The sequence below is a fragment of the Nesterenkonia sphaerica genome (assembly GCF_005771565.1).
GTDB lineage: Bacteria > Actinomycetota > Actinomycetes > Actinomycetales > Micrococcaceae > Nesterenkonia > Nesterenkonia sphaerica.
Genome location: NZ_VAWA01000017.1, coordinates 30,724 through 45,445 on the forward strand (window position 1 = coordinate 30,724; position 14,722 = coordinate 45,445).

The 14,722-nt window shown below is 66.0% G+C and carries 13 protein-coding genes and 1 tRNA gene; 5 read left to right on the forward strand and 9 right to left on the reverse strand.

What is annotated here, in order from left to right; genetic code table 11:
* A tRNA-Pro gene (locus FEF27_RS11080) sits at positions 1-77 on the reverse strand.
* A 157-nt stretch (positions 78-234) separates the two neighbouring features.
* Here FEF27_RS11080 and FEF27_RS13375 point away from each other — a divergent pair.
* The gene (locus FEF27_RS13375; RefSeq protein ID WP_166430007.1) at positions 235-1,512 is read left to right on the forward strand and encodes a serine hydrolase; all 1,278 of its coding nucleotides are present in this window, start codon (positions 235-237) and stop codon (positions 1,510-1,512) included.
* 5 nt (positions 1,513-1,517) lie between these two features.
* On the opposite strand, the gene der is transcribed toward FEF27_RS13375, so the two are convergent.
* The 8 genes from der to FEF27_RS11125 all read right to left on the reverse strand — a co-directional run bounded on the left by der (position 1,518) and on the right by FEF27_RS11125 (position 10,237).
* Positions 1,518-3,050, reverse strand: a complete 1,533-nt coding sequence (gene der / locus FEF27_RS11090; RefSeq protein WP_138170943.1) for a ribosome biogenesis GTPase Der — start codon at positions 3,048-3,050, stop codon at positions 1,518-1,520.
* Positions 3,050-3,766 (reverse strand): (d)CMP kinase, encoded by a 717-nt coding sequence (gene cmk / locus FEF27_RS11095; RefSeq protein ID WP_243729208.1) that lies wholly within the window; start codon positions 3,764-3,766, stop codon positions 3,050-3,052. The genes der and cmk overlap by 1 nt, the downstream gene beginning before the upstream one ends.
* Positions 3,763-4,893, reverse strand: a complete 1,131-nt coding sequence (locus FEF27_RS11100; protein WP_138170947.1) for a prephenate dehydrogenase — start codon at positions 4,891-4,893, stop codon at positions 3,763-3,765. The genes cmk and FEF27_RS11100 overlap by 4 nt, the downstream gene beginning before the upstream one ends.
* Complete coding sequence (locus FEF27_RS11105) at positions 4,886-5,821, reverse strand: pseudouridine synthase (protein WP_243729209.1); 936 nt, start codon at positions 5,819-5,821, stop codon at positions 4,886-4,888. Before FEF27_RS11105 ends, FEF27_RS11100 begins: the two co-directional genes overlap by 8 nt.
* Before the next feature lie 71 nt (positions 5,822-5,892).
* Positions 5,893-6,510 carry an SMC-Scp complex subunit ScpB gene (gene scpB / locus FEF27_RS11110; protein WP_138170949.1) on the reverse strand — a complete coding sequence of 206 codons (618 nt, stop codon included), beginning with the start codon at positions 6,508-6,510 and terminating at the stop codon, positions 5,893-5,895.
* On the reverse strand, positions 6,503-7,333 hold the full coding sequence (locus FEF27_RS11115) for a segregation and condensation protein A (protein WP_243729210.1): 831 nt from the start codon (positions 7,331-7,333) through the stop codon (positions 6,503-6,505). Before FEF27_RS11115 ends, scpB begins: the two co-directional genes overlap by 8 nt.
* Before the next feature lie 2 nt (positions 7,334-7,335).
* The gene (locus FEF27_RS11120; protein ID WP_138170951.1) at positions 7,336-8,223 is read right to left on the reverse strand and encodes a ParA family protein; all 888 of its coding nucleotides are present in this window, start codon (positions 8,221-8,223) and stop codon (positions 7,336-7,338) included.
* Between the two features lie 94 nt (positions 8,224-8,317).
* The gene (locus tag FEF27_RS11125) at positions 8,318-10,237 is read right to left on the reverse strand and encodes an acetate--CoA ligase (protein WP_138170952.1); all 1,920 of its coding nucleotides are present in this window, start codon (positions 10,235-10,237) and stop codon (positions 8,318-8,320) included.
* A 159-nt stretch (positions 10,238-10,396) separates the two neighbouring features.
* Between FEF27_RS11125 and FEF27_RS11130 the strand changes: the two genes are divergently transcribed.
* The 4 genes from FEF27_RS11130 to FEF27_RS11145 are packed head-to-tail and all read left to right on the forward strand — an operon-like array spanning position 10,397 to position 14,631.
* Entirely contained in the window at positions 10,397-11,038 is a 642-nt protein-coding gene (locus FEF27_RS11130) for a GntR family transcriptional regulator (protein ID WP_138170953.1), read from the forward strand.
* 16 nt (positions 11,039-11,054) lie between these two features.
* Positions 11,055-12,572 (forward strand): MmgE/PrpD family protein, encoded by a 1,518-nt coding sequence (locus FEF27_RS11135; RefSeq protein ID WP_138170954.1) that lies wholly within the window; start codon positions 11,055-11,057, stop codon positions 12,570-12,572.
* Positions 12,572-13,498: a methylisocitrate lyase gene (prpB, locus tag FEF27_RS11140; RefSeq protein ID WP_138170955.1), complete on the forward strand. Its 927-nt coding sequence runs from the start codon at positions 12,572-12,574 to the stop codon at positions 13,496-13,498. Before FEF27_RS11135 ends, prpB begins: the two co-directional genes overlap by 1 nt.
* Positions 13,495-14,631, forward strand: a complete 1,137-nt coding sequence (locus FEF27_RS11145; RefSeq protein ID WP_138170956.1) for a bifunctional 2-methylcitrate synthase/citrate synthase — start codon at positions 13,495-13,497, stop codon at positions 14,629-14,631. Before prpB ends, FEF27_RS11145 begins: the two co-directional genes overlap by 4 nt.
* The last annotated feature ends 91 nt before the right edge of the window (positions 14,632-14,722 follow it).

Here is a 14,722-nt window from a genome sequence, read left to right on the forward strand (position 1 = left end):
TGGTCGGGCTAGCGGGATTTGAACCCACGACCTTCCGTCCCCCAGACGGACGCGCTACCAAGCTGCGCTATAGCCCGTAACTGTGCTTGTAGAGTCCAGCGGAGCTGGCCGAAGCACCGGAATAGTCTACATGATCAGCGGAGCAGTTCGGACCGCGGTCTGTGATGAAACCGTAACTCCCCATGGCCGTTGAAATCCCAAGTCACGGGCACAGCCGTGGATACGGTACCTCTTATGCACTCGCGCCTTCCCCATTTTGCGGGTGTGCACGGACGGCTTTCGGTCGCCGCAGTCACTGCGGCGCTATTGGTGTCCGGCTGCGCACCGAACTTCCACGCCCCCGAGACCTCCAGCCTCGCCCCGGCCAGTGACACCTACCACCTGCCGCAGAGGGTGAAGAACACCGCCGACACAACTATGCGCGACGCCGCCGCGGCCGTGGCGCAGCAGCTGACCTTCCATTACCCCGCAGCAGCCGAAACAGACACCGACGACTCCCGCGCTGAAGAGCCACGCGCCGACGGCATGGAGGAAACCCCGGAAACCGGCGAGGATGCTGAGTCAGAAGGAGCTACGTCTTCCCGCGCCGAACTGCAGCAGTGGTCCGAGGCTCTCACCAGGGCCTACGAAACCGCCGAGGAAGAGGCTGAGCGCGAGCCCACCCCGGAAGCGGAGCCCCCGACGCAGAGCAGCGAGCCCGAGGAGGACGAGCCCTCCGCCGAGGAGGAGCCACAGGAAGGACTGCCAGAGCCCGAGCCGGACCCGGAACCCGAGCCTGAACCAGAGACGCCCACCCCGGAACCGGAACCTCCTGCGGAGTCCTCGGAGGTGAGCTTCGACGGCGACCTGGACGCGTTCCTGCGCCAGATAGCCAGCGCCTATCCAGGCACGATCTCGATTAGCCTGCAGGAGGTGGGCGGCCAATCCCGCAGCGCCTCCACGGGGGGCGCAGATTCCTTCGTCACGGCCAGCACCTACAAACTGCTGGTGGGCTACAGCCTCATTCGCGAGGTCGAAGCCGGCGAGCTCAGCTGGGACGACACCGCCCACGGTGACAAAGACCTCGCCCAATGCTTCAACGACATGATCGTCCTCAGCGACAACCCCTGCCCCGAAGCCATCGGCCCCGCCATCGGCTGGAGCAAGATCTACGCCGATGCCGCGGCCGTGGGCGCGACCAGCACCTCCGGCGGCGAAGGCGGTATCCGGACCAACGCTGCAGACCTCACCAGGTTTATGACCAGCCTGGCCACCGGTTCAATGTCCATGAGCGAGGCCGGGCACGAACGGCTGCGCAATGCGCTGGCCGCCAATATCCACCGGGAAGGCATTCCTGCCGGCTCCGCGGGACGGGTGCTGAACAAGCCCGGGTTCATCAACGGCAATCTGCACGACACGGCGATCGTGCACCACCCTTCGGGGACTTACGTGCTGACGATCCTGAGCCAGGGCTCCAACTGGCACGCCCTGGCTGGCATCACCCGCGACATCGAATCCGCCCTCTACGGCTGAGCCGCTCAGCGGCGCTTACGCTTCTCCCGCACGCGCATCTGCACCTCAATAGGGGTGCCGCTGAAGTCAAAGGTCTCGCGCAGCCGCCGGATGATGAACCGTCGGTAGCCCGGATCCAAGAACCCGGTGGTGAACAGCACAAACGTCGGCGGCCGAGTCGAGGGCTGGGTGCCGAACAGAATCCGCGGCTGCTTACCGCCGCGCACCGGGTGCGGATGCGCCGCCACAAGCTCACCGAGAAAGGCGTTGAGCCGCCCTGTAGGAATTCGCTGCTCCCAGTTAGCCAGTGACTTCTGCAGAGCGGGGGCCAGCCGGTCCTTGTGCCAGCCGGTGAGCGCGGAAACATTCACCCGCGGCGCCCATGAAATATGCGCCAGGTCTCGCTCGATCTCACGTTCCAGGTAGTAACGGCGCTCATCGTCGAGCAAGTCCCATTTGTTGAACGCCAGCACCACGGCACGGCCGGAGTCCAGGGCCATCTGCACAATCCGCACATCCTGCTCACTGACCGGCTCCTCCACCGACAGCAGAATCACCGCCACCTCAGCCCGCTCCAGGGCCCGCTGGGTGCGCAACATCGCATAGTACTCTGAACCGGAGGCCATGTGCTGACGCCGCCGGATCCCGGCGGTGTCCACGAACGTCCACTGTTCACCGCCGAGCTCAATGAGCTCATCGACCGGGTCCCGTGTGGTGCCCGCGACGTTATCCACCACCACCCGGTCGGCACCGGCCAGCTTGTTCAGCAGCGAGGACTTCCCCACATTGGGCCTACCCACCAGGGCGACACGCCGGGGTCCACCCAGGGGCACCATTCCCCCGTGCTGGGCCGTCTCCGGCAGGTGCTCCAGTGCGGCGTCGAGCAGATCACCGGTACCGGTGCCGTGCAGCGCCGAGACCGGGTACGGCTCGCCCATACCCAAGTTCCACAGCGGGTACACCTCAGACATCTGGGCGCTGGAGTCGATCTTATTGGCCACCAGCAGCACCGGCTTCTTCTTCCGGCGCAGCATCTTCACCACGGCCTCATCCACGGCGGTCGCACCGACCAGACCGTCAAGGACGAAGACCACCGCATCCGCCTCGTCCACGGCCAATTCGGCCTGCTCGGCCACCCGCTTGTGCAGGCCCTTCGCGTCAGCCTCCCAACCGCCTGTGTCCACCAGGGTGAAGTCGCGCCCGTTCCACTCCGCCGGGTAGGAGACGCGGTCGCGGGTGACCCCCGGGACGTCCTCCACCACGGCTTCCCGGGACCGGATGATCCGGTTGACCAGGGTGGACTTGCCCACATTGGGGCGTCCAATGATCGCCAGCACCGGCGGGGCGGGCACATAGGGACGGGCCTCGGCAGCCTCGTCGTCCACATCCAACAGCGCCGCGTCGTCGGGCTCCAGCTCATACTCAGCCAGCCCGGCTCGCAGCGAGGCGGCCCGAGCCTCGGCCTCGTCATCGGTAATTGCGGCCAGCCGCTGGGCGAGCCGCTCCTCGTCGCCGGAGGAGACATAGTCCTCGCCGGCGCCCTGTGGATCCTGCGCCATCAGGACCTGGCTCCCTGGGCGAGCAGGACCCGGCTGGTCAGCGACTCGACGGTCTCTTCGAAACTCAGATCGGAGGAGTCCAGAACGGCGACCCCATCAGCGGCCTCAGTGAAGTTCGACGCCGCTGAGTCCTTGGTATCGCGGTCCAGCACCTGGCGCCGCAGCGCCTCGGGGTCCTGGGTTCCGCCCAGCTGCGCCCCTCGGCGCTTCAGCCGGGCTTCCGCGGAGGCGGTCAGCAGCACCCGGACCTGCGCATCCGGGGCAACCACCGTAGTGATGTCGCGGCCTTCGGCCACGATGAATCCGGCCCGGTCAATGATCCTGCGCTGAGCGGCGATCAGCACCGCACGCGCCTCAGGGTTGGTGGCGACCTGAGAGACCTTCTCTGAAATGGTGGCCTCGCGGATGGCTGCGGTGACGTCGGCCTCACCGACGGTGACCACCTGGTGGTCGGGGTTGGTGGAGATCGTCAGTGGCAGCTCGGCGACGGCAACAGCCACGGCCTCCGGGTCTCCGAGATCCACCTCTTCGCGCAGGCAGTACCAGGTCGCGGCGCGGTACATGGCGCCGGTGTCGAGGTACGCGGCGCCAAGTGCGGCTGCGGCTGCCCGGCAGACGCTGGACTTGCCGGAGCCGGAGGGCCCGTCCACAGCCACCACCAGGCGGTCTGCGGCGTGGGGCGCCTCGGGAGGCACCTCATCAGTATGTGTACTCACGAAAGAACTACCTTCCATCCCATAGTCGTCAGCGCCTCAGCCAGTTCATTGCGGCGGGCGGGCAGCACCGACAGTTCCACCATACCGACTTGGTGGCCAGCCGAATGCGCCATGTGCAGGTCTTCAACGTTGACTCCGACATCTGCGACGTCATTGAGGACAGCGGCGATCTGCCCAGGTCGGTCGTCCACAATAACAGTCAGCTGCGCGAACGACTGCGGCGGGGCACCGTGTTTGCCCGGGACTCTGGCTACACCGGCGTTGCCCTCGGCGATGAGTTGGGCGATATCCGCCTGGCCCCCCGGTGCCGCTGGGTCCTCCAAGGTGCTGATCAGCCGTTCGACGTCGTCACGCACTCCGTAGAGCAGCTCCACTACAGGGCGGGCATTGGCGCTGAGGATCTGCACCCACAGGTTCGGGTCACTGGCGGCGATCCGCGTGACATCGCGCAGCCCGTTGCCGGAGAGCGCGAGCGCCCCGGGCGCAGCCTCCTGCAGCCGAGAAGCCACCAGCGAGGCCGCAATCTGCGGCAGGTGGGAGATCAGCGCGACGGATTCGTCATGCTGGACCGCACTCATCTGATGCGCGCTGGCGCCCAGCCTCCGGGCCAGGGCGGTGACCGCTTCCACCGCCTCCGGGTCGGAGATCTGCTCCTGGGTGGACGGATCCACCGCTGGGCAGATCACCCAGGGCATGGAGGTGAACAGCTCCCCACGGGCAGCGACCGGGCCGGACTTCTCCCGCCCTGCCATCGGGTGGGTCCCGACGTATCTGCGCAGGTCCTCACTGGTCAGCGGATGATCCTCCTGCTGCGCCCACTGCAAGAGGTCCCGCAGCACGGCCGCCTTCACCGAGGCGATGTCCATCACCACACTGCGCGGGTGTGCCTGCAGGGCCTGCGCCACCTCCTCGGCGGTGACCTCCGGCGGTGAGGCGATGACCACCAGCTCCGCAGTGTGCTCCGGGGACCATGAGGTGCCAGCCCCGACGTCTTCAGCGATGCGCTGGGCTGTGGGTGAGGGGTCCGAGAGCCACACCTGGTGTCCGGCGGAGCGCAGCCCGAGACCGATGCTGGTGCCCAGCAGCCCGGTGCCGCGGACTAGCACTGTGGCGCGCCGCTCAGCCATCTGCGGCACTTCCCGCCAGGTCCTGCAGATGGCCGATCTCCTGCGTCTCCAGATCCCGCAGGGTGCCCTGCGGCTGGTCGCCGATGACGATCTTGCCGATCGCCGTGCGCACCAGGCGCGTCACGGGGAAGCCCACGTGATCAAACATACGCCGGACAATCCGGTTCCGCCCCGAATGCAGGGTCACTTCCACCATCGTGCGTGAGCCGGTGGAGCCCATGACCCAGCAGCGGTCGGCGGCGATGGGACCGTCATCGAGCTCAATGCCGGCCTGGAGCACCTTGGCGGTCTTCACCGGCAGCTGGCCCTGAACTTCGACCAGGTACGTCTTCGGCACCTCATACCGGGGGTGGGTGAGCTTATGGGTGAGGTCGCCGTCATTGGTCAGCAGCAGCAGGCCCTCGGTGTCATAGTCCAGCCGACCCACGTGGACCAGTCTGGCATCGCGCATGCTCTGGTCCAGATAGTCCCCTACGCAGCGCCGGCCCTGCGGGTCGTGCATGGTGGTCATGACCTTCGCCGGCTTGTTGAACATCACATACCGGTGCTGCACGTCCAGGGTCACCCGCACCCCGTCCACGTGAATCGTCACACTGCTCGGGTCAACCCGCACCCCGGGTTCGATGATCACTTTGCCGTCCACCGTGACCCGGCCTTCGCTGATGAGGTCCTCGCACACGCGGCGGGAGGCCACCCCCGCCTGGGCCAGGATCTTCTGCAGGCGTGTCCCGCTCTCCTGATGCACCGAGCGGAAGTTCGACTCGGCCTCATCGGCGCGGATCTTCACCGGCTTGGCCTCGGCCGAGATCAGCCGCTCCGGTGTGGCGTGGGCGAAGGGTCCGCCGCCGGATCCCGGTTTGGGGGTGCGCGCTGCGCGGGCGGCACGCTGCGCCGGGGCCTTCCGGCCAGGTTTCCCCGAAAAAGTCATGCCGGCCATCCTACCGCCCGGCGCGCCCCCGGCCTGCCGCTGCCCCTGTCAGCCAGCTGGTCACCGAGCGATCACATCCCCGGGTGCTCGTGCTCCTGGAGGTCTTCGACTCCGGGCAGGTGAGGTGAGAGCTGCGGAAGGTCCGCCAGGGAGTCCAGGCCCAAGCGTTCCAGCAGCTGGGCGGTGGTCACATACAGGGTCGCCCCGGTGACCGGGTCGTGCCCGGCGGTGTCCAACAGTCCCCGCTGCACCAGAGTGCGCACCACTCCGTCGACATTGACTCCACGGATGGCGGCCACCGCAGAGCGGGCCACTGGCTGCCTGTAGGCGATCACGGCCAGCGTCTCCAGTGCTGCGGCCGAGAGCCGGGCGGTCTGGTCGCCGAGCACAAACGCTGAGACTTGTTCGGCGTAGCGGGCACGGGAGTAGTACCGCCAGCCGCCTGCCACCTCCCGCAGCTCATAGCCGCGCTGCCTGCCCCCGGCGGCGCCGTCGGCTTCTGCCCGGAGTTGATCCAGCAGGGCCACCATCCGGTGTTCCGAGACGTCCACCGCGGCTGCCAGCTGCTTCGCGGTGACGGGCTCCTCGGTGACCATCAGCACCGCCTCCACAGCGGCGAGGTGCTGCTCATGGGAGACCAGCTGGTGCGAGTCGGCCTCCTCCAGCGCCGGATTCTGAGCCTCAGTCATGACCGGACCCGCCCCATTCCGCCCCGGCCCGGGCGATGGCGTGTGCGGCGTCGTCGTGGGCTCCCCCGGACCAGGTGACGGTCAGCTCACCCAGCGGCGCCTGCTGATCAAACTCCACCGTGCGGTCACGGAAGAGCTCCAACAGCCCCAGGAAGCGCACAACCACCACGAGCCGGCTCGGCGCTGCGGTGACCAGCTCTCCGAAGGTGCAGGCCCCGGCGCTGCGGAGCTGTTCGGCCATGCTGGCCATCTCCTCTTGGATGTTCACCTGCTGGGTGTGCAGGTGCTCCATGACCACATGGTCAGGTTCCAGCTGTTGGCGCAGCAGGGCGCGCTCAGCAAGCTCCTTGAGCTGCTCCGCGGTGGTCCTCCACTGCAGTTCCGGCAGCAGGTGGGCCATTTCGGGGTGGGTGCCCGGCCGGCGGGGGAACCGCCCGGCGTTCTCGGCGGCGGCAGCGGCCATCTGTTCGGCAATCTGCTTGAAGGCTTTGTACTGCAGCAGGCGCGCGAAGAGCAGGTCGCGGGCTTCCAGGACGGCGATGTCCTCGTCGGACTCCACCTCAGAGCCGGGCAGCAGCTGCACCAGCTTCATATCCAGCAGGGTGGCGGCCACGAAGACGAAGTTGGACGATTCGTCCAGGGCCTTCTCCGGCTCGAGGGTGCGCACGTAGGTGAGGAACTCATCGGTGACCTCAGCCAGGGCCACCGCGGTGATGTCCATCCGGCGCTGAGCGATCAGCCCCAGCAGGAGGTCGAACGGTCCGTCGAAACCGTCCAGACGCACCTGGAAGCCGGAGGTGGTCTCAGCCTCAGCCGACAGCATGCCTACGGGGAGCATCCTCGGCTGATGAGCTCGCGGGCAAGCTGACGGTACGCCTTCGCGCCGTCGTGCTTGGCTGCATAGCTGGTGATGGGTTCGGCGGCGACGGTCGCGTCGGGGAACTTCACCGACCGTTTGATGACCGTCTCGAACACTTTGTCCCCGAAGGCCTCCACAATCCGTTGGATGACTTCCTTGGAGTGGGTGGTGCGCAGGTCCACCATGGTCACCAGCACCCCGTCGATCTCAAGATCCGGGTTGATGCGGTCCTGGACCTTCTCAATGGTGTCTTTCAGCAGGGCCACCGCGCGCAGGGCGAAGAACTCTGCCACCAGCGGAATCAGCACCCCGTGGGCGGCAGTGAGTGCGTTGACCGTCAGCAGTCCCAAGGAGGGTTGGCAGTCGATGATGATGACGTCGTAATCATTGCGGACCGGGCGCAGGGCACGCTGCAGTATCTGCTCACGGCCCACCTCGGTAACCAGCTGCACCTCAGCGGCGGAGAGGTCGATGTTGGCCGGCAGCAGGTCCACTCCCGGCACGTGGGTGGAGACCAGGGCGTCGTGGATGGTGACGTCCTTCTCCATCATCACGTTGTAGACGGTGGTCTCCAGATCGTGCGGATTGGCGCCAAAGCCGGCCGAGAGTGCCCCCTGGGGGTCGAAGTCCACCATGAGGACTCGGCGTCCGTATTCGGAGAGCGCGGCGGCCAGGTTGATCGCCGAGGTGGTCTTGCCCACTCCGCCCTTCTGGTTGACCATGGCGATGATGCGGGCTGGGCCGTGACCGTCCAGCGGCTCCGGGTCCGCGAACTCATGCTTGGGGCGGCCGGTGGGGCCGATGATCGCCTCACCCTGAATGGTGAAGAGCGTTCGCGGCTGGTCGGCGTTCACGTGCGGCCCTCCGGTGTGGTCTGCTGCGACGGGGTGTCGATGTCCAGACCAGATTACCGCCTGAGCCGTTTCGGGCAAGGCGCAGGTTCAACCCCTACAGGTTCCTCCGCAGCACCGGCAGCAGGTCCTCGATGACCCCGGCGTCCTCAATGGTGGACGGCACGGTGTAGTCCTTACCGTCAGCGATCTGCCGCATGGTCTTGCGCAGGATCTTTCCGGACCGGGTCTTCGGAAGCGCGGGCACCACGGCCACCTCCTTGAAGTCGGCCACCGGACCGATGCTCGATCTCACGTGTGCCACCAGCTCCTGGCGCAGCTGGTCCTCAGTGATCGTCGCCCCGGATTTCAGCACCAGGAACCCGGCCGGGCGCTGACCCTTGAGCTCGTCAGCCAGACCTATGACCGCACATTCTGCGACTGCGGGGTGCTCAGCGACTGCCGCCTCAATCTCCCCAGTGGAGAGCCGGTGCCCCGAGACGTTGATGACATCATCGGTGCGGCCCATGACAAAGATGTACCCGTGCTGATCCACATATCCGGAGTCTCCGGTGGCGTAGTAGCCCTCAAACGCGCTGAGGTAGGACTCCACGTAGCGGGCGTCGTCGCCCCACAGCGAGTACAGGGTGCCCGGCGGAAGCGGGAGCTTGATGGCGATATTGCCCTCCTGGCCGGCTGGCAGCGGCTCCCCCAGCGGGTCAAGCACCGCAATGTCGTAGCCCACCATGGGCAGGGTGGCGGAGCCGGCTTTCACTGGGAGCTGCTCGATGCCCACCGGGTTCGCAGCAATGGGCCAGCCGGTCTCGGTCTGCCACCAGTTGTCGATCACCGGCACCTGCAGCGCCTCACCGATCCACCGCTGGGTCTCCGGGTCCAATCGCTCCCCCGCGGAGAAGAGGTACTTGAGGCTGGAGATGTCATACTCAGCGACTTTGGAGGCCTCAGGGTCTGCTTTCCGGATCGCCCGCAATGCGGTGGGCGCGGTGAACAGTGAGGAGATGCCATGCTGCTGCACCATACGCCAGAAGGCCCCGGCGTCAGGAGTGCCGATGGGCTTCCCCTCATAGAGCACGCTGGTCGCCCCCGCCAGCAGCGGTGCATACACGATGTAGGAATGGCCCACTACCCAGCCGACGTCGGAGGCGGTCAGCAGTGTCTGCCCCGGCCCGACGTCGAAGATCGCGCGCATGGACCAGTGCAGCGCCACCGCGGTCCCGCCCTGATCACGCACCACGCCCTTGGGCTTCCCCGTGGTCCCTGAGGTGTAGAGGACATAGAGCGGGTGGGTGGCCGCGACGCTGACTGCGTCGCTGGGGCCGGCCTGGGTGGTCAGTGACGCCCAATCGTGCCAGGTCGCCTCGGTCTGCTCCGCTGCCTCAGCCGCACTGGTCTCGAATCCCTCACGGTGAACGACGACGACGTCACGGACGCGGTGGTGTGCCCGCTGCAGGGCTTCTGCCACCTTGGGCAGATATTCGATCCGGCGAGTCGGTTCGATACCGCCGGTGGCGGTGAGCACAGTGTCCGGGGCGGCGTCGTCGATCCTGGCGGCAATCTCCCGAGCGGCAAAGCCTCCGAAGACCACCGAGTGCACCGCTCCCAGGCGTGCGCAGGCCAGCATGGCAATCACTGCCTGCGGAATCATGGGCATATAAATCAGTACCCGGTCCCCGGAGCTGACCCCGAGTGTCTTCAGGGCACCGGCGGCGCGGGAGACCTCGTCGAGCAGCTGAGTGTAGGTATAGGTGCGCGAATCCTCGGTGACTGCGGAGTCATAGATCAGCGCGGTCTGGTCCCCGCGGCCGGCTGCGACGTGCCGGTCCAGCGCATTGTGGGTGATGTTCAGCTTCCCGTCCGGGAACCACCGATACAGGGGTGCGGCAGAGTCGTCGACGGCCGTGCCGGGAAAGGTGTCCCACTCCAAACCTGCGGCGGCATCCAGCCAGAAATCTTCCGGCGCCGTGATCGACTTGCGGTAGGTATCGCGGTAGGAATTGGAGGATTGCGTGGCGGACATGGAAGCTCCTTCGCGCAGCGGCAATGGTGTGGCGTCAGTCACTAGTAGTGTAGCCCCGACCGCGCCTGCTGTATACAAGACTGAGGCGCAACCACAATAATCCCTCCCCCAGACAGCAATACGGTGCCCAAATACGCAGAATTTGTATACACTGCTGGTATGCGAGCAAGTGATACTGCCTACACTGCGCTCCAGGAGGACATTCTGGAGGGCCGCTTGGCCCCCGGCACGGTCCTGGGCGAGGTGGGCCAGTCGGAGCGGCTGGGTGTCTCCCGCACTCCTATTAGGGAGGCGTTCTCCCGGCTGATCGCCGCGGGACTCGCCGTACAGCAGCCGGGACGTGGAACCGTCGTCAGCGATATCTCGCTTGAGGATGTGGACCGACTCTTTGAAGTGCGCATCCCGCTGGAGACGCAGGCGGCGGGCTTAGCTGCCCAGCGCGGCGCCCCGGAGGTTTTCACGGCCCTGGCCGAGGAGTTCCGGCAGGCGCAGCGCGCGCCTGAGGCAGACAATCACTACCAGCTGGCCGCCCGGATGGATGAGGCTATCGACGGCTCGTTGGACAACCCCTACCTGAGCACGATGATGGCCAATCTCCGTGTGCACCTGATTCGGGTGCGCCGGCTGGCCAAGGACCGTCCAGAAAGGCTGGCCGAGTCGGCCGCAGAGCACCGGGATATCTGCCTTGGAATCGCTTCCGGCGATCCGCAGATGGCCGAGGCGGCCACCAGCCTGCACCTGCGCCGGAGCCTTGCCTATATTTCCGAACTCCGACAAGCCGAACCGGTACCGTCACCATGAGAGGACACCCCAGCAGATGATCCAGCACACCGTACGAGTCCACCCGAGCAAAGCCAATCTTGCGCGCGAAGACCAGCTGGCCTACAAGATCGCCCAGGTCGCCGTGGACGAGGTAGCTGTGGAGGACGACGTCGCCGAGATGGTGATCAACCGGGTCATCGACAACGCCGCGGTGGCCGTGGCGTCGCTGACCCGCGCCCCGATCGTCTCGGCCCGCGCACAGGCGCTGGACCACCCGGTCTCCGCCAACGGCACCGGCGCCTCCATCTTCGGCATAAGCCAGAAGTCGTCCCCCGAGTGGGCTGCGTGGGCCAACGGCGTGGCCGTGCGTGAGCTGGACTTCCACGACACCTTCCTCGCCGCCGACTACTCCCACCCGGGCGACAACATCCCCGCCATCCTCGCTGTGGCCCAGCACACTGGACGCACCGGCGCCGATGTCATCCGCGGTCTGGCCACCGGTTATGAGATCCAGGTGGACCTGGTGAAGGCCATCTGTCTGCACAAGCACAAGATCGACCACGTGGCCCACCTGGGCCCCTCTGCGGCGGCCGGCATCGGCACCCTGCTGGGGCTCAACGCCGAGACCATCTTCCAGGCGGTGGGACAGGCGCTGCACACCACGACCGCCACTCGCCAGTCCCGCAAGGGCGAGATCTCCACCTGGAAGGCCCATGCCCCGGCCTTTGCAGGCAAGATGGCGGTGGAGGCAGTGGACCGCGCGATGCGCGGGCAGACCTCACCGGTGCCGATCTACGAAGGTGAGGACGGTGTCATCGCATGGATTCTGGACGGCCCCGACGCCGAGTACACGGTCCCGCTGCCCGCCCCCGGTGAGGCCAAGCGCGCCATCTTGGACACCTACACCAAGGAACACTCCGCCGAGTACCAGGCGCAGGCGTGGATCGATCTGGCTCGGAAGCTCCACCATGAGCACCCCGAGGTCACTGACCCGGCGAACGTGGACTCGGTGCTGATCCGGACCAGCCACCACACCCATTACGTCATCGGTTCAGGGGCCAACGACCCGCAGAAGTACGATCCCACCGCGTCCCGGGAGACGCTGGACCACTCGATTCCTTATATCTTCACAGTCGCGCTGCAGGACGGCAGCTGGCACCACGGTGACTCCTACGCTCCGGAGCGTGCCGGGCGGCCGGACACTGTGGAACTGTGGCACAAGGTCACCACGGAGGAGGACCCGGAGTGGACTCGCCGGTACCACTCACTGGACATCTCGGAGAAGGCCTTCGGCGGTTCGGTGGAGATTAGGCTGACCGACGGGCGCACCATCACCGACGAGATCGCCGTGGCGGATGCTCATCCGCTGGGGGCTCGTCCCTTCGCTCGTGAGCAGTACGTCGCCAAGTTCCGCTCCCTGGCTGCCGGGATCATCGACGACGCCGAGGCGGAACGCTTCCTGGACACCGCCCAGCGGCTGCCCCAGCTTTCTGCGGATGAGCTGGTGGGTCTCAACATTGAGGCTGCTGACGGCGTCGTCGACCTCTCCGCCTCCCCCAAGGGCCTGTTCTGATGCTGTACGCAAAGACCACGCCGGAGCAGAAGCGGGCCCACCTGCGCCAGATCCTTACTCCCGGAGCCGCCCGGCAGTTTCCGGGGACTTTCACTCCCCTGAGCGCACCCCTGATTCAGGAGAAAGGCTTCGACGGCCTCTATGTTTCCGGGGCAGTGCTGGCCAACGAGCTGGGCTTGCCCGATATTGGCCTGACCACGTTGACCGAGGTCGCTCAGCGGGCTGGGCAGATCGCCCGGATGTCTGATCTGCCCACCATCGCCGATGCTGACACCGGTTTCGGCGAACCGATGAACGTGGCCCGAACTATCCACGAGTTGGAGAATGCGGGCTTAGCCGGTTGCCATATTGAAGATCAGGTCAACCCCAAACGCTGCGGTCACTTGGACGGCAAGTCCACAGTGGACACCGAAACGGCCACCAAGCGTATCCGCGCGGCCGCCGAGGCCAGGCGTGATGCGAACTTCCTGATTATGGCGCGAACCGATCTTCGTGCCGTCGAAGGGTTGGATGCGGCGGTTGAGCGCGCCCAGGCGCTGGTCGCTGCCGGGGCCGACGCGATCTTCCCGGAAGCGATGAAGGATCTTCGTGAGTTTGAGGTCATGTGCCAAGCAGTGGATGTGCCGGTGCTGGCAAACATGACAGAGTTCGGCAAGTCCGAGCTGTTCACCCGCGAGCAGTTGGCGTCCGCCGGAGTGGCGCTGATCATCTACCCGGTGACATCGCTGCGCTCTGCAATGGGTGCGATAGAACGTACGCTGGACACCATCTCCGCTGCGGGGACCCAAGAGTCCGCAGTGCCGGAGATGATGACTCGCGCCCGGCTCTATGAGCTGGTGGACTATGAGGCCTACAGCAGTTTCGATGCCGGGGTCTTCGACTTCGACGTGCCGGACCGTTTTACTAACCAAGGAGCGCAACGATGACTCAGAACACCGTCTACAAAGGCTTAGCCGGCGTGGTGGCCGACCACACTGCGGTCTCCAAAGTGAACCCGGAGACCAATTCCCTGCTCTATCAGGGCTATCCGGTCCAGCAGCTGGCCGCCGAGCTGGACTTCGAAGCCGTGGCGCTGCTGCTGTGGAACGGCGAGCTGCCCAGCGAGCAGGAGCTCAAGGAATTCGTCGACTTCGAACGCAGCCACCGGGGGCTGGCGGACAATGTCCGTGCCGCCATCGACCTGCTCCCGAAAGACTGTCATCCCATGGACGTCGGTCGCACTGCAGTGTCGGTCTTGGGTGCCAATGATCCTCACTCGGAGGAGTCCGACAGGCCCACTGAGCTGCTGAAGGCTAAGAAGCTTTTTGCTGCGTTCCCAGCGGTAGTGGCCTATGACCAGCGTCGCCGACGTGGCCAGGAGCTGGTGGAGCCCCGGGACGATTTGGACTATTCACAGAATTTCCTGTGGATGACTTTCGGCGAGGAGGCTCCGCCGGAGGTGGTGGACGCATTCCGGGTGTCTATGGTCCTGTACGCCGAGCACTCCTTCAACGCCTCCACCTTTACCGCTCGGGTGGTGACGTCCACCCTGTCGGACCTCCACTCGGCAGTCACTGCTGCTATCGGGGCGCTGAAGGGCCCCCTGCATGGCGGTGCCAATGAGGCGGTGATGCACACCTTTGAGGAGATCGGCATCCGCCCCGAGGAGACCCGCGAAGAGGCTGCTGCCCGTTCCAAGGCGTGGATGGAGAACGCGCTCGCCGAGAAGCGCAAGGTCATGGGCTTCGGGCACCGGGTGTACAAGAACGGCGACTCCCGGGTGCCCACGATGAAGAAGGCGCTGGATGCGATGGTCGAGTACTACGGCCGGGGCGAGCTGATGGGACTCTACGACGGCTTGGAAACCGCCATGGACGAGGCCAAAGGCATCAAACCTAACCTCGACTATCCGGCCGGCCCCACCTATCACCTCATGGGATTCGACACCGAGATGTTCACTCCACTGTTCATTGCCTCCCGGATTACCGGGTGGACCGCTCACATCATGGAGCAGCGCGCGAATAACTCCCTGATCCGTCCACTGAGCGAATACAACGGTCCGGAAGAGCGTCACCTCTGACAGTACGCCGCGCAGCCCTGGTTCGCCCTCCTGCTTAGTAGCGGATGGTGACGGGGGTGGGGTTCCAGGTCAGGGTGGGGCGCAGTGATCC